Source organism: Rufibacter sp. JT20002, assembly GCF_056491185.1.
In genome coordinates, this window is the sequence record NZ_JBSZJY010000001.1 from 914,222 (window position 1) to 934,958 (window position 20,737).

Below are 20,737 nucleotides of genomic sequence, written 5' to 3' on the forward strand. Positions count from 1 at the left end.
CCCTAGCTTTTACAGCCAGATACATTAGCAAATATAAGCGACTTTTTAATATAGGCTAACCACAGGGGCCGCAATCGCCTTTTCTCCCCTTCCTTCAACCTGTTTGCGGCATGCTTCCTTATAAGAACTAAATATTAACGTATTGGTATCCAACAATATAAGTCTCACCTATACAGCATTTTAGCACTTATCTCATCTACTCCAAACTCTGTTGGTGCACTCTCTTCTCTTGGCAGGGTATTGAAGATCAAGAGGATTCCTGAATAGAACTACTTCAACCGACTAAGCACTCTCTAAAACAACTAAGAATTTTATAGAAAAAAATTAATTTATTTATACACATCACTATTCAAATCAATTTCTTGAGAATTGAATAGCAGAAGCAAACTTTAATTAAACTATTCTAATTTTCATTTAAACAGTAAACCCTCATACTATAGCCTTTGAAGCTATACCTACTTGCAGAATAGTATAAATAATTATAAGTTTCAGTCAATAATCAATATATAAAAAAGTATATTTTATAACGGAACCAATATTTAACATAACATTATTTTAGATTTCCTATCTCCCACCTTACCCATTCAAAAGTTAATTATGAAGTCAATCTTACCAATGTTCATTGTATGTGCAGCTGTATTTCTACAAGTAGAGGTGTTTGGACAAAGAACTACCCTTTACCATGAGAACTTCACCGGCACTTTGACCACCGTCACAAAAAACGGATGGGAAGAGGGCACAACACCTCTTTCCACGCCAGCCTACAGCAAAGCCTCCAGGGGAGCGCACCTGAAAACACCTGCAGTAGCCGGCACTTACACCTTAGAGTTGGGCGACTTCTCTACCGGAGGCTATGAAGACATAAACGTAAATTGGGGCGGCAAGAAAACCGGCAACGGTTTGATTAAACTAGAGTACGCCTTTAATGGTGGCACCTACCTCCCGGCGGAAGGATGGACCGATGTAGGAACAGCTTGGGGAAAGGTGAATTCTGAGATGGGAGTCTCTTTACCTACCTGCTTCAACAAGGGTCGGGTGAAACTCAGATGGACCTTTACTTCTACTAGCGCGTCCAGTACCTATGCCTTAGACGACATTACCGTAACCGGAATTCCTCACGGCGGCCCTGGCGTCACCTCCTCCACCTCTACCTTCAAATGGACCTCCAGAGTACCAGAAGACCCTACCACTCCCCCTGAAAACCCGTTCGTAGCGGCAAAGCATGGCACTGAGAACTATTACGAGCTGGATGGAGTGAGAATGCAATGGGGCAAGGTTGAATCAGGAACCACCATGTATCTGCAACAAGTCTACCCAGAATACCAGGAGTCAGATGCCTTTGCCATCTCCCAACAGCAGACCGGAACTTCATCACTCAACAACTACTCCAAAAGCACCCTCTACCTGAGCCATTTTGTCAAAGGACTTTCCTTTTCCATTTATGACGTGGATGAGACCTTGAAGAAGTGCCGGGACATTGTCAAAGTTGTAGCGTACAACAAAAATGGAGAACCAGTTTACTCCAGAAAGCAGAACTCTGAAATTACCTCTTACAATGAGTTTGTTTCTGTAAATGGAGAGCCCACTTTCAGAAGCAAGACCGATGAAACTCCAGGAAACAGAACGTACGAAATCCCTAACTCCTCCCCAGAAGGGAACATTGCAGTTACCTTTCTTGAGGAAGTAAACAAAGTGGAAATTTATTTCTACAACGGGGTTGTAAACGGGAACAGCAAAGGCCAGCAAAACATCGCCATTTCTGATATCTCCTGGCGAGACATCAACCTGCCCACGGTGAAGGTAGACGATATTTCCCAAAGCGGCATTAGCCTTACCAACCCATTGCCCGTCACATTAACCGCTTTCAACGTGAAGAAAGTAGCCGAAGGGGCGCAACTTGTCTGGGCTACCGCTGCCGAGAAAGACAATGAACGCTTTGTGGTAGAACGCAGTTTGGACGGGAAAATCTTTGAGGCCATTGGAGAAGTAAAAGGTGCTGGCACCAGCCTTTCCCTGCACAAATACACCTTCGTGGACCGATCTCCCAGACCAGGCATCAATTATTACCGCTTAACGCAATATGATTACAACGGGCAGTCTGAGACCTCCAGAACAATCTACCTGTCGGTGAAGGCTTCTCCGGCGTCTTCGTTTACCTTAACCACGTACCCAAATCCGGCCACGAACCACTTAACCTTGAAACCGGGCTTCCCGTCAACAGAGGATCAGACGTTCTATGTGATAAATGCGGCAGGCCAATTGGTAAAAGCGGTGACCCTGCCCAAGCACGAAGCAACCGTACAAATATCCGTGGCAGAGTTGGCTTCTGGCCTGTACCTGGTGAAATCAGGGAAAGCTGAGAGCAAGTTCTACAAACATTAAGATGCGCTGACAAACTTGAAGCCATGGTTTACAGGAAAGGATGTCCGCTCCAGTTGAGCAGACATCCTTTCCTGCTTTACAGGTCCTTGCTTCGCTCAGGAACCGACAGCTACAGGAATCGTATTTGGCCTAACCTCTGCCCAATCCCTCATAAAACTGGGCCCAGAAGACAACTTTCAACGAAGCTCAGGCTACACGTATACAGCGTATGAGAGCAATAAGACATTTGGGGGCGCTGGCCTGTTTGTTTCTGGCGAGTTGCCAATCTGCACCTTCTGAGCAAAACGCCACCTTGCCGGAGACAACCCGAAAACAAACGCCTTCCTCCAAAGAGCAACGCCAGCAGACAGCAGTTCTGGACAAAGACACTCTGAATGCCTTACAGGAAGAAGTGGTCAGGAAAAATTCTTCTTCTACTGATTTCGAGACGTTTTTCAGAAACTTTACCCAAACTATCCAGGAGCAGGATACTGAAACTTTCAACCAATTAACAGACCCTGAGCGGGGGCTTTACATCATACAGGCACCCGGGGCCGTGCCGCATTTTACCCACGTGACCGACGTAGGCACCTTCAAGCGGGCCGATGCGCGGCAAGGCTCCTTCTTCACCATTGGCGAAGTCTTCAAAGACTGCACCTTAGAGGAAGCAAAGACGCTCCCTACCCTCACCTGCGCGGGCGAAAACAACAACTTCAGTCGGCAGGGATGTTTTGTGGCAGACGCCTCTGCCTTCCAGAAAAGCGATGCTTATAAATACGCCGGGTTGCCGCCGAAAAAACAAAAGGAAATAGCCCAGAATCAGCTATTGGTCAGTAAAACGGTACTGCATACAAAGAGCGGCTTCAAGTTCCACTTCGGGCAGATCAAGGGACAATGGCGCGTGCTGTTTATAGACCTGATGGTTCCCTGCAGCGCCTGAGCAATCCAGCCCTAAGCATCTCAACCGGCCGGAAACCGTAAGAGCAAAGACGTTCCGCTTTCAGCCTGTTTCCCATGAAACAACCTAAAAGCGGAAGAACTCAGACGCAAGACTCAGAACTAACCAAAATGGCCTGGCCCCCGCACCTTCCTCCCCCCGATCCGCAGATCGTTAAGTCACTAACTGAGCAGCAGGAAGTCCTGCGGCAGCAAGTGGTGCTGCAGAAACCAGACTTTGACTTAAAGCTGTTGGCGGGCTGTGACTCCTCGTTCATCGGGGAGAATATCCTGTCGGTGTTTGTAGTATTAAAGTACCCCGAGTTGGAACTGGTGGAAAGCGTGTGGAACTACAGCGCCGTGGAGTTGCCGTACATCCCGGGGTTTCTGGCCTTCCGCGAAGCGCCCAATTTGGTGAAAGCGTACGAGAAACTGCAACACGAACCAGACCTGATCATGGTAGACGGGCACGGCATCGCGCACCCGCGCCGCCTGGGAATTGCAAGCCAGTTGGGCGTCTTGCTGAATAAGCCTACCATGGGCGTGGCCAAGAAAGTACTCACGGGCAAGCACGAGGAACCTGCCCTAGCCAAAGGCAGCATCACGCCGCTCACCCACCGCGGCGAGCACATCGGCAACGTCATCCGCACCAAAGACAAAGTAAAACCGGTGTTTGTCTCGCCGGGCCATTTGATGGACATGGAAACCGCCACCGCCCTGGCCCTGCAAACCGCCCTCAAGCACAAACTACCAGAGCCCACCCGTTTAGCCGACCATTATGCAGAGGTTTTCAAGGCCGAAGTCAAGTAAATCCCCTCCCGCTCTCTATTGAAAGCTCAGTTAACTTCCTTAGCTGAGCTTTTTTATGTTCGGCTACTTTGAAAACAGATAGTATTGTGGATATTGCATATACCTTCGGGCCCACAGGTTGGCAGCGCCTTCCATCCGCTCCCGATCGCTAAAACAGGGTGCACCATGAATTTGCTATTTGTCTTTCTTCTGCTGGCTTTGGGCGTTCTGGACATCTTACTTTTCACAGAAATAGCCCAGCTGCTCAGAGCCCCTTCAGACACCTCGGTGACGTTGGGAGTGGTCTCCTTCGCCTTCCTGATCCTTCTTAACTTTTTTCTTGTCCGTTTACTCTTTTCTAAAATCAAAAACAGATGAACCGCAAAGTCATTACGGGTATCGTGAGCGCCCTATTGTTCCTTGTCCTAACGGTGACCCTCACCCAATCCTGCACCCGGGTAGATGCCGGGCACGAAGGCGTACTGGTTAAGTTATACGGCACCGACAAAGGGGTACAGGATGTCTCTCTGGTGACCGGCCGGGTTTGGTACAACCCGCTCACCGAAGAAGTGCATGAGTTTCCCACCTTCATCCAAACCCGCGACTATGAAGCCTTCACAGTCAATGCCAAAGACGGCTCAGTGTTCACGGTAGACCCTACCATCTCCTTTTATGTGAAGGCGGGCGCTTCGCCGTTAATTTTCAAAAAGTACCGCAAAAACATAGACGAGATCACCCAGACCACCTTGCTCAACTATGTGAAAGACGCCTTCCGGATTCAGCTGAACCAGTACAGCACAGAGGAGATCATCTCCAAGCGGCAGCAGTTTGAGACCGAGGTTCAGAATACCTTAGACGCCGCCTTGCAGAAAGACGGTTTCAAGCTAGAACAGATGACCAGCGGCCTTTCTTACCCCGAGGAAATTGTGCGGGCCGTGAACCTCAAGAACCGCGCGGTGCAACAGGCCATGCAGGTAGAAAACGAACTGAAGGTAGCCGAGGCCCAAGCCCGCAAGAAGATTGTGGAGGCACAAGCCGAGGCCGAGGCCAACAAACTGCGCCAGCAGACCCTCACCCCGCTCCTCATCCAACAACAGTTCATTGAGAAATGGAACGGCTCCACCCCCCTGTACGGCAACTCGCCGGTGTTTTTTAAGAACATGGAATAAACACCTCTACCAACCCAAAGCGCCGGTCTTACGTCATTAGCCTAAACCGGGGCCTTCCCAGAAAGCTCCCACCAAACCGAACTTTATGGAAACCATCAAATCCTTTTCAGCCGATACCGAAGAAGAACTCTGGCAGCAGGTGGCCTATGACATGGCCAGCCAGAAAGAGCTGCTCTCCTACTCAGCCTTGCTGCAACAGCAAGACACCCAAATCTATTTTGACACTGACATTGACCTGGGCGGCGGCTTTGAGAGCGGCATCTCGTCCACTACTTTCATGGCGCCGGTTCCCAATCACGTCACGCTCAGGTTTGCCTTACATGAACAAGGCTGGATGGACGAGGTAGGCAAGTTTTTTGGGATGGAAGACATTGAACTAGGCTACCCCGATATTGACGACGCCTTCATCATCAAAACCAACCAGCCGGAGGTGCTCAAAAGCCTGCTCGCCGATCCGTTTATCCATGAGACACTGCTGAAGCACAAAAGCTGCGAGCTGCGCCTGAACGACGACGAAGATGAAACTGGCCCAGAAACCGTGCTCACCTTCAGTAAAGACGAGGCCATCCTGGACATGGGCGAACTGCGCGAGATTTACCGGCTTTTATACGAAATGCTGCATAAACTACGGTAGCTGGCATAGACTCTCGCCGGAACTGCATACATGACTTTCCTAAACCTCACAGGCCTACAAGGCTTGTGAGGTTTTTTGTCTTATCGCAGGACTTTTTGTCTGATTATCCGAAAGACCACTTTGATTATTTCTGCCACATTTTCCGGAAATCAGACCAAAAACGCTTCGGCACCTCATTTGCTACTATCGTCGTAACAAACTTAGAAACTACGGGAAGACGATATAAAGCTATGAACTTTAACAATTATACCATCAAATCGCAGGAAGCCGTGCAGAAGGCAACCGAGATTGCCGGCGGCAACCAGCAGCAGGCCATCGAGACGGGGCACTTGCTGAAAGGTATTCTGCAGACGGACGAGAACGTGACCGGCTTCTACTTGAAGAAGCTAGGGGTGAACGTGAATCAATTCAACTCGCGCCTGGACGAGATTGTGAACGCCTACCCAAGAGTAAGCGGGGGCAGTCCGTACTTGGCGAACGAAGCCGCTGCGGCTTTGCAGAAAGCCAACTCTTACCTAAAAGAGTTCGGCGATGAGTACGTAGCCATTGAACACCTGCTGTTGGGTATGCTGGCCGGCCGTGACAAGGTGGCAACGCTGATGAAAGACGCGGGCATCACCGAAAAAGGCCTGAAAGCCGCCATCAAAGAATTACGTGGTGACTCCAAAGTAACCGACCAGAACGCCGAGGCGAAATACAACTCCCTTAAGCGTTACGCCATCGACCTGAACGAGCAGGCTCGCTTAGGTAAGATTGACCCAGTGATTGGCCGTGACGAGGAAATTAGACGCGTACTGCAGATTCTGAGCCGCCGTACCAAAAACAACCCAATTCTGTTGGGTGAGCCAGGTGTAGGTAAAACCGCCATCGTGGAAGGTCTGGCCCAACGCATCGTGTCTGGTGACGTGCCGGAGAACCTGAAATCCAAGACCATTATGAGTCTGGATATGGGTCTGCTGGTGGCAGGTGCCAAATACAAAGGAGAGTTTGAGGAACGCCTGAAAGCCGTGATCAAAGAAGTGGTGGACTCTGAAGGCGAAATCGTGCTCTTCATTGATGAAATCCACACCTTGATTGGGGCCGGTGCCGGTGGCGACAGCGCTATGGATGCTGCTAACTTGCTTAAACCAGCTTTGGCCCGTGGTGAATTGCATGCCATTGGCGCTACTACTTTAAAAGAGTACCAAAAGTACTTCGAGAAAGACAAGGCCATGGAGCGTCGTTTCCAGGCAGTAACGGTAGATGAACCAAGCATTCCGGATGCGATTTCCATCCTGCGCGGTATTAAAGAGAAATATGAGCTGCACCATGGGGTACGCATCAAAGACGATGCGATCATTGCTTCTGTGGAGTTGTCCAGCCGTTACATCTCTGACCGTTTCCTGCCAGACAAAGCCATTGATTTAATTGACGAAGCCGCCTCTAAACTGCGCATCGAGATTGACTCCTTGCCAGTGGAACTGGATGAGGTACAGCGCAAGATCATGCAGTTAGAGATTGAGCGCGAAGCCATCCGCCGCGAGAACGACAAAGAAAAAGAAAACCTGCTTTCCAGAGAGATTGCTGACCTAAGCGAAACCCGTGACGCCTTGCGCGCCAAGTGGCAGAGCGAGAAACAGGTGATTGAAGGCATCCAGAAACAGAAAGAAGCCATTGAGCAATATCGTCTGGAAGCCGAGCAAGCAGAGCGGGCCGGTGATTACGGTAGAGTAGCGGAGCTGCGCTACGGTAAAATCCAGGAAGCCGAAGCCAAGCTGCGCGAACTACAGCAGCAAGTGCAGGAGCAGCAAGACGGCGACCACATGTTGCAGGAGGAAGTTACCTCTGAAGACATCGCCGAGGTAGTGGCCAAGTGGACCGGTGTACCGGTAAACAAAATGCTACAAAGCGACCGCGAGAAACTGTTGCACCTGGAGGAAGAACTGGGCCGTCGGGTAGCTGGTCAGGAAGAAGCCATCGCCGCTATCTCTGATGCCGTACGCCGCAGCCGGGCCGGGTTGCAAGACCCTAAACGTCCCATCGGGTCGTTTATCTTCCTGGGTACAACCGGGGTGGGTAAAACCGAGCTCGCCAAAGCACTGGCCGACTTCCTGTTCAATGACGAGAACGCCATGGTCCGCATTGACATGAGTGAGTACCAGGAACGTCATGCCGTGAGCCGTCTGGTAGGAGCGCCTCCAGGATACGTGGGGTATGATGAAGGTGGTCAGTTGACCGAAGCCGTTCGCCGGAAGCCATACTCTGTGATCTTGCTGGATGAGATTGAGAAAGCACACCCAGATGTGTTCAACATCTTGTTGCAAGTGCTGGATGATGGCCGGTTAACCGATAACAAAGGCCGGGTAGCCAACTTCAAGAACACCATCATCATCATGACGTCTAACATTGGTGCTCATATTATCCAGGAAAACTTCCAGGATCTGGATGAGCTGAACCCAGAGCCAACCATTGACCGGACCCGTGACGAGGTATTTGAAGTGCTGAAGAAAACCCTCAGACCTGAGTTCCTGAACCGGATTGATGAGCTGATCATGTTCCGTCCGTTGAGCTCAAGAGAGATCCGGAAGATTGTGGACATCCAGTTCCGTCACATCCAGGATCGTCTGGAAGACACCGGCATCCGCTTGGAAGCCACCGACGAAGTGCTGGACTTCCTAGGCCACGAAGGCTACGATCCGCAGTTCGGTGCCCGTCCGTTGAAGCGAGTGCTGCAACGCCGTATCCTGAACGAGCTGTCCAAAGCCATCTTGTCTGGTGACATCCGGAAAGACGCGGTAGTGGAAGCAGTACTGGAAGACGGCGAGATCAAGTTCATCAACGTGGACATTGACCTGCCCATTGATAGATAACCCGTTGTTTTAAGTTGAAGTGAAGGCGTCGGAGAGCAATTCTCCGGCGCCTTTTTTATTGCCCTTCCCTCCTGGTTGCCTTTCTGTCTTAAGCCAAGTTTTCAGAAAACAAGCCCAAAATAACAAGCACCCGCTGGCGCGAGCTTGCAACTCGCCCCAGCGAAAAAGGGATAGATCGCAGCATTCCTCTATCAGAGGCTTGGCATACACAAATCAATTACAATTTAATCCTGTAAACCTTTACCTTTCTCAACTGCTGCTTTGAGGCCAGTTTCTACAAATTGGTCAATAAATCGTACTCTTCTAACAAGAGGAATGAACTCCCTGCCTGTAACGCCTTATACTTGCGAAACTCACTCCTTTTTCTAATTTTGCCTGACTAACACCATCTTAAAACAGCAAACAAACGTGTCATCGGTCTTCTTCACTTACCTTCAATTAGGGTTTCATCATATTTTCAACCTGCAGGCGTATGACCATATGGTGTTTGTGTTGGCCATGTGCGCGGTGTACTCTGGACGGGAATGGCGCCGCATTTTGGCCTTGGTGACCAGTTTCACCATCGGGCACTCCATTACCTTGGCGCTTTCCACGTTGAACTTGATAAAGTTCAATACCGCACTTATTGAGTTGCTTATCCCTATTACCATTCTGTTCACGTGTTTATACAATTTCACCCAGCTGGAAAACGGAAAACGGAAAGGTGGCGCCCTCTGGTCCTGGAACAATCTTTTCGCGGCCTTCTTCGGGCTGATCCATGGCATGGGTTTCTCTAATTATTTAAAATCATTGCTGGGGCAGGGCCAGAACATCCTTTTGGAACTCCTGGCGTTTAACCTAGGAATTGAACTAGGTCAATTGCTGATTGTCTTGCTGGTACTTCTCCTGAACTTTCTTTTAACCCGGGCTTTGCCGGTCAAGAAACGGGATTGGGTTCTGGGCATCAGTAGCGCCGCCGGGGCCATTGCGCTCATGTTGATTCTGAACCAGGATTTCTCCGCTATTTTCTAAAACCAAGCTTAAAAGGCAGTCTGCTGTCTTTCTTTCCCCAGGCCGTACCCATGCTGACTGAGTCTTACCGCGTGTTAGGAGTTCCTTTTGGCGCTGGCATGCCGCAGATCAGGCATGCGTACCGGCAATTGGTCTTGCAATACCACCCAGACCGCAACAAAGACCCTGAGGCGCCGGCCATGTTTCTGCGCATCCAGTCGGCGTACGAGTACCTGCAGCGTTTCCAGGGAGTACCGGCGGCACCTTCGCTTGTTTCGCCCACCTCCCCTCCTAAGACAAAGGAAGAATCTGACTGGGAGAAATACCAATACGTGTATGACCCACCCGCCGACCCAAAGGAATACCTGGCCTGGGCAGCGGTGGCCAGAGAGCGGGCCCGTCGGCAGAAAGAGAAGGACCATGAGGCCTACGTACAGCGCACCCTGGAGATGAAGAAGAAATGGTGGTACCCCATTGCATTTTACAGCAGTTTTCTGGTCCTTCTGTTGGGGGGCCTGGCAGGCATTACTTTTGTATTGGTGCCCTTGCTTTTCTTCTACTCGGGTTTGTTTAAACACCTGCTTTTGGGGGTGATTACCGTACCTACTGGGCTCGCCATCTTCCGGCTCATGAAGGTGCTTAGGCAGGACATCAGAAAGCATTTTGGGGAGGATCTTCCTGCACCATCCAAATAAGCCCTCGGCCGTTTTTTTCTTTGCGCAGAATTAACCAATTTGCTTTTTCTCACAACCCAACAAACACAACCTTACGCACTAAATGAAACAGTTCTTACTCGCCTCCGGGCTGCTCCTGAGTTTGGCAGCACCGGCCTTGGCGCAGGAAAACATTGATAAGTCCAAGTTTAGGCAACTGGCACAAGAACTTCCCACCCCCAACACGTATCGTACGGCTTCCGGCGCTCCCGGCCACGAGTACTGGCAACAACGCGCCGATTACAACATCAAGGCCGAGCTGAACGATGATAACCAGTCGCTCACCGGTTCCGAGACCATCACTTATACCAACCTTTCTCCAGATGTTTTAACTTACCTGTGGGTACAGTTAGACCAGAACATCTTTGAGAAAAACTCCATGACTAATCTTACCCGCACCAACAGAATCCCGGACAAACCCACGTTTGGCGTGGCCGAGGCCCTGGCGGAGCAGACGTTTGACGGCGGGTACAAGATCAAGTCAGTGAAAGATGCGAACGGCAAAGCCTTGCCTTACACCATCAACTTTACCATGATGCGCATTGACCTTCCGCAGCCCTTGAAGCCGAAGCAGTCTGTGAAATTCAGCATTGACTGGACCAACCTCATCAACGACCAGAAAAAGCAAGGTGGCCGCGGTGGATACGAATATTTCCCTGAGGACGGAAACTACGAGTACCAGATGGCGCAGTGGTTCCCGCGCATGGCCGTGTACGATGACGTGAACGGTTGGCAGCACAAGCAGTTCCTGGGCACCGGCGAGTTCGCCCTGCCGTTTGGCGACTACAAAGTGAGCCTCACCGTTCCCGCTGACCACGTGGTGGCCTCTACCGGCGAGTTGCAGAACATGGACGTGCTCACCAGCACCCAGCGCAGCCGCCTGGCCCAAGCCCAGAAAGCCAACAAGCCGGTGTTGATCGTGACACCGGAAGAAGCCCTACGCGCAGAGAAGAACAAAGCCAAAGGCAAAAAGACCTGGACCTTTGTGGCCAAAGACGTGCGCGATTTCGCGTGGGCCTCTTCCCGTAAGTTCATCTGGGATGCCATGAACGTAAACTACGCCGGCAAAAACACGTTGGCCATGAGCTTTTACCCTAAGGAAGGAAACCCACTGTGGGGCCAGTACTCCACTGAGGTAGTGGCGCATACCATCAGAACGTATTCCAAGTTCACCATTGACTATCCGTATCCGGTAGCGATCTCCGTGCACGGTGCCGTGGGCGGGATGGAGTACCCGATGATCTCCTTCAACGGCGGTCGCCCAGAGAAAGACGGATCGTACACAGAGCGCACTAAATACGGCATGATCTCCGTGATTATCCACGAAGTGGGCCACAACTTCTTCCCGATGATCATCAACTCAGATGAGCGTCAGTGGACTTGGATGGACGAAGGCTTGAACACCTTTGTGCAGTATCTGGCCGAACAGGAATGGCAGCGTGATTACCCGTCTAGCCGCGGTGAACCAAGAAACATGGTGACCTACATGAAGATGGACAAGCGCCTGCAGCAGCCTATCATGACCAACTCTGAGTCGATCACGCAACTAGGCAACAACGCCTACGGCAAACCGGCTACGGCCCTGAACATCCTGCGCGAGACTGTAATGGGTCGCAAGTTGTTTGACTACGCTTTCAAAGAATACTGCCGCCGCTGGGCCTTCAAACACCCTATGCCAGCTGACTTCTTCCGCTCCATGGAAGACGCCTCGGGTACCGACTTGGATTGGTTCTGGAGAGGCTGGTTCTACACCACCGACCACGTAGAGCAGGAACTAACCGGCGTGAAATGGTACTCTGTAGATACCCGCAACCCAGAGGTGGAAAACGTGAAACGCCGCCAGGAAATTAATGCCGAGCCAAAGAGCTTGTCGCAGCAACGCAACCTGCAGGACATCCCGAAGACACTGTTGGACACCAAACCGGAGTTGAAGGATTTCTACAACACCTATGATCCACTGGCGGTTACCGAAGAAAGCAAAGCGCAGTACCAGAAATACTTGCAGTCTTTGGCTCCGGAAGAGCGCGCGTTACTGGAAAAAGGCTTGAACTTCTATGAAGTAGGCATCAAAAACAACGGCGGTCTTGTGATGCCAGTGGTAATGCAGATGACCTTCCAGGATGGTACTTCTGAGATTGTGCGCATCCCTGCGGAGATCTGGCGCTACGACGAAAATGAGATCACGAAGGTGTTTGTGACCGAGAAACCAGTAGCCAGCTTCATGCTGGATCCTTTCCAGGAAACCGCTGATATTGACATGAACAACAACTCGTATCCGCAGCGTCCGCAGCCAAGCCGTTTTGAGTTGTTCAAAGAGCAACCACGCGGCATCACGCCAAACCCGATGCAACAGCAAACCCAACGCCCGGGTGCCACCCGTCCGCAAGGCGGAAAATAAACTCTGGTTTTCAAGGCCCTTTCAGGAAACAAGCCCTAAACATCAATTCATAGCAAAGCCCCACCTGTTCTTTCAGGTGGGGCTTTTTCGTTTTCTATTCAGGGTTAATACATTGCCAATGCCGGCCGTTCCAGTAAATCCACCGCACCTCGCCGGGTCGCTGCAGCCCCAGCACAATCCCCCCGCCTTTGATGCCTGGCAAGAGGGTCCCCGCCCCCGCCGGGAAATGAGAAGTGGGTTTCCAGTAGGCAATCTCCCTCAGTGTTTTCAAGGCATGCCATTCACCTTCTTCCACCAAGAAAGGATTGGCAGGGTCTGCACCCAGAACAAAGACAACGGCGGGTTTCCGGCTACGGTTGTTTTGCAGGAACACCGCGTAGTCTGGCGTTGAATCCCCGTCAAAGTTCCCCATTAGGTAGAAAGGATTAAGGCCAGAGTTTAGGGTGTACCCGGCTTTAAGGCTGTTTTGCTCAAAAGCGGGCAAAAGCGCGTTGGGCAGTTGATCTAGCGTTAGGGTTGCAAATGGCGAAGGTTTTAAGCTACAACCCTCCAGCGCCACCGCAATGCCCAGAAGCAGAAGGTAAATCGGTTTCATTCTAGTCTTAAGGCGAACAGTCTCTGAAAAGACAGGCCTAAACTCTTTTTCCCTCTTCCTGGCTTATCATAGGGCACAAAAAAAGACTGCCCAGTTTCTGAACAGTCCTTTGCCTGGCAGTTGTGCTGCGTTTATTCTTTGTTCTTGAAATCTCCGTTCTTGATTGCCTTGATCACCTGGTACCACTTGATAGGGTCCAGAAGCGGATTGGTGGCTCCGGGGTTATACCCTCCGCGGCGCATCTGCTGCTGGTTTTGCAGGTTCATGTACGTGCGGTGGTTGGAGTTGGCATCCATGGGGGTGTTCCGGAACATTTGGTCCAGAATCTGCTGACTCATGGCACTCTCTCGGTCAATGTCCTCCACCGGAGATTTCATGGCCAGTACGGCTTGGGTAAAATCACGGAAGGTGGCGTACGGGAACACCCGTATCTCGGGCAAGATGGTAGGGTCTTCCAGCATTTCTATGATAATGGAATAACTGTCCCGCTCAAAACTCTCCGGTATCACCAGTGACTGTTTCGCATACCCAATGGAACTGAATACCACGCTGTCGCCGGCTAGTACGGGCAAGGAAAAGAATCCGTATTCATTTGTATTAGTCCCGCGCCCGGCACTTGGAATGTACACGCTGGCACCCGGTATTCCCAGAAGGCTGTCACCGGCGGTTACCACCCCTGTTAACTGAATCACCTTTTTGGCTCCCTGGCCGTGGGCAGAAGTAAGACTGAATGCGGTAAGGAGTAAGGCTGCCACCAGAAAGCGCCCAAACAGGGCTCCATAGCGGGTATGTAAAAAGGGGAAATTGAAATATTGCGTATTCATGGATCAGTTCGTTTACAAGTATAGGCTTTTTATAGTACTTTGTGCCGAAGAGCTTTAAATTAATTTTACGAAGCAATACTCCATGAGGCTCAAACATTTTAACGTCGGTTTTGGGGAACAAGTATTCAAAGCCATGAGCGACGTTTCCAGAATCAGAGTCCTTAACCTACTGATGCGCAACAAAGAGCTTTGCATCGCGGACTTGGAACTGGTGCTGGACTTCACCCAAACCAAAACTTCGCGGCACCTGATTTACTTAAAAAACACAGGCTTAGTCTCTTACCGTAAACAAGACCAATGGGCATTTTATTACATTAAAGACGAAATGCTGGACTTTTTACAACAGATGTTTGGCTACCTGGAGAAAGACCAGATGCTGCTTAAAGACCAGGAAGTGTACCAAACCCTCTTCTCTAACCGCGAATTAGCCATCAATCGGCTGCAGCAGCGGCATTTCACGGGGTTATAGCGAAACTAAAACTGCTCCGAATGGTTTTAAAGTAGCACCTTTGCTGATCTGCTACCTTCCCAGAGAGCAACCTTTTATATGAGAAAACCCAAAACGTACCGTCACCTGTTCTTTGACCTGGACCACACTCTCTGGGATTTTGAGAAGAACTCAGAAGAGACGCTACACCATTTATATGACCATTTCAACTTAGCGCAGCTAGGTAATTTCTCCCCAGACTCTTTCTATAAGAAGTACAGTTTCGTGAACAAGCGCTTATGGAACCAGTTCCATAAAGGGAAGATCACCCAGCAGCAGCTTCGTGAGAACAGGTTTGTCAAGTGCCTGACGGGATTGGGCGTAGACGCCGCTGACGTACCTGAAGGGCTGAGCAAAGCCTTCACCGATCTCTGCCCCACCAAAACGGGCGTGTTTCCTTTTACGCACGAGGTCCTTGGCTACCTGAAAGAGAAATACGTTCTTCATATCATTACAAACGGCTTTAAAGACGTGCAGTACATCAAGCTGAAATCGGCGAAGCTAGACTCTTATTTCTCAGAAATTGTCACATCTGATTGTGTTAACTGCACCAAGCCAGACAGGCGCATCTTTTTGCATGCCATGGAAAGGGCCGGCGTAAACGCTCAGGAGAGCTTGATGATTGGCGACAGCCTGGATGCCGATATCTTAGGTGCCATGAACGCCGGAATAGACCAGGTTCTTTTTAACCCCGAGAAGAAGCGTCCCCGGCTAAAACCCACCTACGAGATCCACTGCCTTAGCGAACTCAAAACGTTTTTATAGCCTATTTAACGCCTCGTTTAAAGGAAACGCCCTGAAAACGGGAACTCCACAAGCGTAGTATTTGTCTATTATTTGGTTACTTTTGCAGGTACAGGCCGTAAAAGGGCCAACGAAGTTCTTTCACAATTGGGGATGACCGGAATTGACAGCTTGAGCAAGCTGGGTGTAAGCATGTCGGGAGTTGGCAGTTTTCCCGTAAATCAGAATTGACCGACGATTATCTGGCGAGTCTAACTACGCCATGGCTGCCTAGTCTAGGTACTAAGCAATTTGCCATTGTCCTGCAGCTCCTCGGTTCGGTGGGGGTTGGTCACAGGGCATCGTAATGCCGATCTAGTGTAGGCCAAGGTGTGGGGTCTGCATGAAACTAAAGCATCTAAGGTGAGATCATAGGCCAGGCTTGGGCCTGATGTCACACGAAAACCTAACCAAGACTAAACATGTAGAAAGCGCTCAAGTTTCCTTGTCTGGACCAGGGTTCGAATCCCTGCATCTCCACTCCCATTGCCCTGTTACTCAAAAGTGACAGGGCATTTTTGTTTAAACCCGTCCATAGATCATAGTTGGATCAACGTTTCTTTGGTTCTTTTCTAAAATGAGCCGGAAAAGGTTTTCTTAGTTAAAAGAAGCAATGGTTCTTTTTGGAGTAAAGCCACATGCACTTTGTGGTTTCCCAAGCCATGCTAGTATCTCCCTGCTAGACAAAAAAAGTAAAAGCAAAAAGCCAGCAGGATATTTCCCTACTGGCCTTTTGCTTTTACTTGTGACTGCTGATTAAAACTGCTTAGTTTTTATAGAAATCAAATGCGATAATGTTGCAGAATTTACCAGGCCACCCATCTGGTTGGGTGGTAAGATATCCCATGCTGACCTCTGATTTCTCCTGAACCGTAAATGTTACCCGCAGTTCACCCAATGGCCTTCCATTATAGATTTTCACATGCCCCAAAGCAGAATTGACTTGCTCCACATCTGGCAATGTATTGCCCAAGGCCACTACCAAATAGGTTTTATCGTCAGGAGTTAAGTTAGTATCCCTGAGGTTTGATATCTCAAAAGTATAGGTACCAGGGTCAAGGGTTAGGGTCTGGTAGATCTTTCCGTTGGTGATGGCAGGTGAGCCCCAGCCAGATTCAACATTGAAAATATTGCCATTCCATTCGTCCCATCCGCCAAAGCCTTCGTGGTTTTTAGCCGCGTCGTTTGTGATCCAGTTTGCCAGATTGCCCCATCGTCCTGAAATTGCAGAAGCGATAAACGGTACTTTCTTGTTTTTTAGCTGAGGAACGATGTTGATGGTGTAATCCTTAAAAGCTACCGCAAAGGTGTCAATACTGGTCGGCTCTGGCTTGAAGATGGTCCTGTATTTGATGACCGTGGATTCTGTAAGCCCTTCCAGTACCGTTTTGGAGGTAGACACGGGGGTGGTGACAACCTTGGTTTCCCCGTTCACCACATACTCTACTTCCGTATATTGTGCACCCGTAGACATATCCATGGCATCCCAATTGATGGTAGTAGCATTTGGCTCGAAATCCAGCATAGAGATCAACCGGTTATTCAATCTCCTGCGGTAAGTATCGCCATAGGAAGTACCCACCGCATTCACCGGAATAGAAGAATTTCCAGCGGCATCATAGGTAACAGTTACAAAGTTTTTTACTCCTTCATCCACCTTGAACGTTTTCTCAAAGTATTCTTTCCCGTCTCCTTTTTCAATTTGATATTCAACAGAGTCTTTCCGGTCATTCCAAAATATCCTAACCAATTTTACTTTGGGGTCGGCACTTAACCGCGCTTTATAAAGCACGCGTCCCTTGCCAGAGAAAATTTTCACAGAGTCCATTTTGCCTGCGTACTGAATCTCTCCCTCCTTGGTATACTCCTTGAAGTTATCCCAGTCAGAACAGGAGTACAAAGCCATCAGGGAAAGTAAGGAGGCAAAGGCCACCCTTATTTTATTCATTAATATCCTTTTCATTGTATATTATCTTTAAAGATCCTGCCTCCTTCATAAAACCACAGAATGACCACAGAATCTGGAATTAATGTATTTTACAAACGGGTATCTCCGTAAACCTTTAACTCATTGATGCTTTGGGCTGTGCCTCCCGCAAAGTTCTCAAGGCATCTTATTCTTATGTATCTTACCTTGGGTGCATTCAAGTCTAAATCCCAGTTAAAGCCAGCTGCAGCTGTTTCTCTGTCTTTGGGAGTGTCTTGCCCGTAACCAGTACCAGAAGGCTTGACAACTTCATAAGAACCCAGTAAAACCCAGCTGGCATCTAACGCTCCGCTCAAAGAAGGATTTTCAGATCCGTAAATCTCAAACCGCTTCATGGTGGTGAGGTAGTAAAATTGGGGAGGGTCTAATTCTGGAAAAGGACGTATCCAAATTCGACTTAACTTGGCAAGCTTGCCGGTGTCAAACGTGATCATGTGGGGGTCGGGCCCTCCGTTCACCTGATGGGTAAAGCTCACGAACGGCCATCCTAGAAGACCATCCCAAGCATATTCCAGCCTGGCTCCATTGGTTACCTGGGGTGCATCACCAGGCAAAACAAATGCCCTGAACCCCGAACTTGGAAGCTCTGCCTCAAATAATGGTTTTACTGTTTTAGTGGTGGTGTCTGTGGTATTACCCCATCTATCTTTGACAAAGATTTGGAATTCATGCCTGGTGGTATCTAACCCTCTGACTTTAGAGGTGATATCCTTTACGGCTGTGAAAACACTTTTTTGGTTATCTACTTCAAACTCATTTAAAGCGTTCTTCTTCATTATAATGATAGAAACATTTGCAGTATCTGAGTTTGTGGCAGACAAATTATAACCACCAAAAGCAGTAGCAACCTGAATGCTTTTATAGACTTTCCAGATGGGAGCCTCCAAGGGCTTCACCTTCACCGTAACTGGCTCTGATTTGATATTGCTACGGCTAACGGTGTATAACTTGACTTCATGTTCGTTTGTGTCTGCGAATCCTTCCACTATCAAAGAATTATTGTAGTAAGAAGTTTGCGTCTCCAAGGTTTTACCATTTGCAATGACATATTCTGCCTTAACGTACAGCAGATTCTGGTCATTGGGGATTGTATAGGTTAGCTTAGCCTTGCCCGCCAGGTTTTCCACCTTCACGTTGGACACCATACTTGGGATGCTATCATCCCCCCCTATTGGTTCCCGGAACTGTAAATCCTCTTCGCAGGAAAACACAATCATTATTCCTAAAAAGAGGAAGAACGATGTTTTTAGTTTATGTAAGTTCATAAGTTTTTTCGCTAAAAATGTTGATTTACCATCCTGGGTTTTCTACCAAATTCTGATTCCTTCTGATATCATAATTGCCCACTGGCCAGAAGTAGTCTCGAGGGGTGATAAACTTCTGACTGAACACCACTCTCTCATTGTTGTAGGTTTCAGGGGTTTTCCCCATGATGTTAAAGCCAGTGATATCCTTGTTCAACTCCTCGGCAGCTAGTTTCCATCTTCTTAAATCCCAGAAACGGTGCCCTTCAAAAGCAAGCTCAATGAGACGCTCACGTCTGATGATGTCACGAAGACCTGTCTGAGAAGTATATTTAGAGGGATTGTTAGAGAAATTAGACCAAGACTCAACAATTCCTTTCAAACCGGCCCTGTCTCTTATCTTGTCTAAGTATTCAATGGCTAACGAAGAGCCTGGTTGAACTTCATTCAGGGCTTCCGCATACATCAGGTATAAATCAGCTAACCTGATTTCTGGCCAAGGATATGATTTCCAGGTTGGAGCATTTGTACCATTGGAAGTAGATTCCCAATGTACCAGCTTTTTGATGTAGTACCCAGTCTCGTTCCAGTTAACAAAGTCCCCAAAACCTGCTTTATCGCCGTTCTTAGATTTCACATAGAAGTTGTTGACGTCACTTCCAGTAGGGTTTCCGTCTTTCATGTACCAGATTGCCCCATCAAAGCCTAAATCGGCATAAAAACGAGGCTCACGGTCAAAATTAAGGCGAGCAGTTTTATAGTTTGGCTCTATGTTAAATGCTTCCTCTGCGCCAGCAGTCCGGACAGCTGAATAGTTACTAAAGTCCAAGGTTTTGTCCTCCTCAATTGGAACCCCGTTTTTAGTGTAGAACATTTTGGCAATTTTGATGGGGGCAGCCCATGCGCCTTGCAACTCAAATCTACTGTTCTGGGTCCCTCTCTCCAGAGGAGGCATGCAAAGTCTTTCATTGACGAAATAGCTGTTGGACAAGGCCCAGACATGCTCCGTGCCCCACCGGTTGGTAACCGCGTTTCTAATATTTAACTGGGTTTTGGTGACCTGGCTTAGATTGAGGACATCCGTTGTGTACTTGTATAGCGAATGCCCGTTTTGTTCAGCCGATTCAATGGCCGCTTTAGTGGCTGCTACTGCCTTAACCCACTTGTTCTGGTCATAAGTAGGGTTAAACAAAGCAACGCCTTGTTTGTCAGTAAAACCTGCATAATCACTGTTACCATTAAACAGAGGACTGGCGGCATACAGCCAAAGCTTTGCTTTAACAGCCAACGCAATGGGTTGTGAGATTCTGCCCAATTGGCTGTTCTCATTGATTATCCGGCTGGGTAACTTTTCAACGGATTGGTCAAGGAGATTGGAGATGTAGTTCACAACCTCGTCCACAGGCATGCGTTTCGCACTGGGTTCGTCACTTGCCGGGATTTCGTCTATAATTGGAATAGGCCCATACATCCGGAATAAGTAGAAGTGGTAGTAAGCTTTTAAGAACTCTACCTCTCCAATCCACCTGGTGCGTTCTTCCTGGGTGAGATCAGGAACCTTGTTTGGGTCCTTGACATTCGCCAAAAAGATGTTGCAGTGGCGAATCCCTCTGTAAATCATTAAATGGTCATTCCAATTACCGTTGCCTTTGCGGGTGCCAGCCCATTCATCAAACAAGGGGGCGTCTTTGTTCTGCTGCCCAAGGGCAATCCTGTAGGCGGGGTGCCAATGGGTTTGGCTTGCCTGTGGCAGCCAAATCTCATCCCCAGACATTAATCCTGCATTGTACCACCCGTCCCCATTTTTAGGAAGAAAGGAATAACAGGTAAAAAGATACTTTTCGGCTTCATTCCGCAGTTTAAAGGCATGCTCAATAGTTGCCACGTTATCCGGAACAACATCCAGATAGTCTTTACAAGAAGAGGCGGCAAAAGCAATGAAGATTAAGAAGTAGTTGAAAAGCTTATTTCTCCTTAC

The 20,737-nt window shown here is 49.0% G+C and carries 17 protein-coding genes and 1 other RNA gene; 13 read left to right on the forward strand and 5 right to left on the reverse strand.

Features of this window, described 5'->3' with window-relative positions:
* Positions 1-597 precede the first annotated feature (597 nt).
* From ACW9SV_RS03665 to ACW9SV_RS03710, 10 genes are all read left to right on the forward strand, one after another.
* Positions 598-2,382, forward strand: a complete 1,785-nt coding sequence (locus tag ACW9SV_RS03665) for a T9SS type A sorting domain-containing protein (RefSeq protein ID WP_479555379.1) — start codon at positions 598-600, stop codon at positions 2,380-2,382.
* A 208-nt stretch (positions 2,383-2,590) separates the two neighbouring features.
* Complete coding sequence (locus ACW9SV_RS03670) at positions 2,591-3,301, forward strand: hypothetical protein (protein ID WP_479555380.1); 711 nt, start codon at positions 2,591-2,593, stop codon at positions 3,299-3,301.
* A 74-nt stretch (positions 3,302-3,375) separates the two neighbouring features.
* The gene (nfi, locus tag ACW9SV_RS03675; protein WP_479555381.1) at positions 3,376-4,107 is read left to right on the forward strand and encodes a deoxyribonuclease V; all 732 of its coding nucleotides are present in this window, start codon (positions 3,376-3,378) and stop codon (positions 4,105-4,107) included.
* Positions 4,108-4,272: 165 nt separating this feature from the next.
* Entirely contained in the window at positions 4,273-4,464 is a 192-nt protein-coding gene (locus tag ACW9SV_RS03680) for a hypothetical protein (RefSeq protein ID WP_479555382.1), read from the forward strand.
* Positions 4,461-5,255: a prohibitin family protein gene (locus ACW9SV_RS03685; protein ID WP_479555383.1), complete on the forward strand. Its 795-nt coding sequence runs from the start codon at positions 4,461-4,463 to the stop codon at positions 5,253-5,255. The genes ACW9SV_RS03680 and ACW9SV_RS03685 overlap by 4 nt, the downstream gene beginning before the upstream one ends.
* Before the next feature lie 85 nt (positions 5,256-5,340).
* Positions 5,341-5,889, forward strand: coding sequence for a hypothetical protein (locus tag ACW9SV_RS03690; RefSeq protein ID WP_479555384.1), 549 nt, complete (start codon positions 5,341-5,343; stop codon positions 5,887-5,889).
* A gap of 230 nt (positions 5,890-6,119) precedes the next feature.
* The gene (gene clpB / locus ACW9SV_RS03695; protein WP_479555385.1) at positions 6,120-8,738 is read left to right on the forward strand and encodes an ATP-dependent chaperone ClpB; all 2,619 of its coding nucleotides are present in this window, start codon (positions 6,120-6,122) and stop codon (positions 8,736-8,738) included.
* Between the two features lie 408 nt (positions 8,739-9,146).
* On the forward strand, positions 9,147-9,749 hold the full coding sequence (locus ACW9SV_RS03700; protein WP_479555386.1) for a HupE/UreJ family protein: 603 nt from the start codon (positions 9,147-9,149) through the stop codon (positions 9,747-9,749).
* 50 nt (positions 9,750-9,799) lie between these two features.
* The gene (locus tag ACW9SV_RS03705; RefSeq protein ID WP_479555387.1) at positions 9,800-10,423 is read left to right on the forward strand and encodes a J domain-containing protein; all 624 of its coding nucleotides are present in this window, start codon (positions 9,800-9,802) and stop codon (positions 10,421-10,423) included.
* An 82-nt stretch (positions 10,424-10,505) separates the two neighbouring features.
* Positions 10,506-12,839 (forward strand): M1 family metallopeptidase, encoded by a 2,334-nt coding sequence (locus tag ACW9SV_RS03710; protein ID WP_479555388.1) that lies wholly within the window; start codon positions 10,506-10,508, stop codon positions 12,837-12,839.
* 94 nt (positions 12,840-12,933) lie between these two features.
* On the opposite strand, the gene ACW9SV_RS03715 is transcribed toward ACW9SV_RS03710, so the two are convergent.
* Together ACW9SV_RS03715 and ACW9SV_RS03720 are read right to left on the reverse strand one after the other, a co-directional pair.
* Positions 12,934-13,434, reverse strand: coding sequence for a hypothetical protein (locus tag ACW9SV_RS03715; protein WP_479555389.1), 501 nt, complete (start codon positions 13,432-13,434; stop codon positions 12,934-12,936).
* A gap of 131 nt (positions 13,435-13,565) precedes the next feature.
* Positions 13,566-14,258 (reverse strand): carboxypeptidase-like regulatory domain-containing protein, encoded by a 693-nt coding sequence (locus ACW9SV_RS03720; protein ID WP_479555390.1) that lies wholly within the window; start codon positions 14,256-14,258, stop codon positions 13,566-13,568.
* An 82-nt stretch (positions 14,259-14,340) separates the two neighbouring features.
* Here ACW9SV_RS03720 and ACW9SV_RS03725 point away from each other — a divergent pair, with 82 nt between their 5' ends.
* From ACW9SV_RS03725 to ssrA, 3 genes are all read left to right on the forward strand, one after another.
* Positions 14,341-14,727 (forward strand): ArsR/SmtB family transcription factor, encoded by a 387-nt coding sequence (locus ACW9SV_RS03725; protein ID WP_479555391.1) that lies wholly within the window; start codon positions 14,341-14,343, stop codon positions 14,725-14,727.
* Between the two features lie 78 nt (positions 14,728-14,805).
* Positions 14,806-15,510, forward strand: a complete 705-nt coding sequence (locus ACW9SV_RS03730; protein WP_479555392.1) for a YjjG family noncanonical pyrimidine nucleotidase — start codon at positions 14,806-14,808, stop codon at positions 15,508-15,510.
* 128 nt (positions 15,511-15,638) lie between these two features.
* Positions 15,639-16,011, forward strand: a transfer-messenger RNA (tmRNA) gene (gene ssrA / locus ACW9SV_RS03735).
* Between the two features lie 283 nt (positions 16,012-16,294).
* On the opposite strand, the gene ACW9SV_RS03740 is transcribed toward ssrA, so the two are convergent.
* From ACW9SV_RS03740 to ACW9SV_RS03750, 3 genes are all read right to left on the reverse strand, one after another.
* Positions 16,295-17,491 carry a DUF4998 domain-containing protein gene (locus ACW9SV_RS03740; RefSeq protein WP_479555393.1) on the reverse strand — a complete coding sequence of 399 codons (1,197 nt, stop codon included), beginning with the start codon at positions 17,489-17,491 and terminating at the stop codon, positions 16,295-16,297.
* A gap of 74 nt (positions 17,492-17,565) precedes the next feature.
* A complete protein-coding gene (locus ACW9SV_RS03745; protein ID WP_479555394.1) occupies positions 17,566-18,780 on the reverse strand; it encodes a DUF4959 domain-containing protein in 1,215 nt (404 codons plus the stop codon).
* A gap of 25 nt (positions 18,781-18,805) precedes the next feature.
* Positions 18,806-20,644 carry a RagB/SusD family nutrient uptake outer membrane protein gene (locus ACW9SV_RS03750; RefSeq protein WP_479555395.1) on the reverse strand — a complete coding sequence of 613 codons (1,839 nt, stop codon included), beginning with the start codon at positions 20,642-20,644 and terminating at the stop codon, positions 18,806-18,808.
* Between the last annotated feature and the right edge of the window lie 93 nt (positions 20,645-20,737).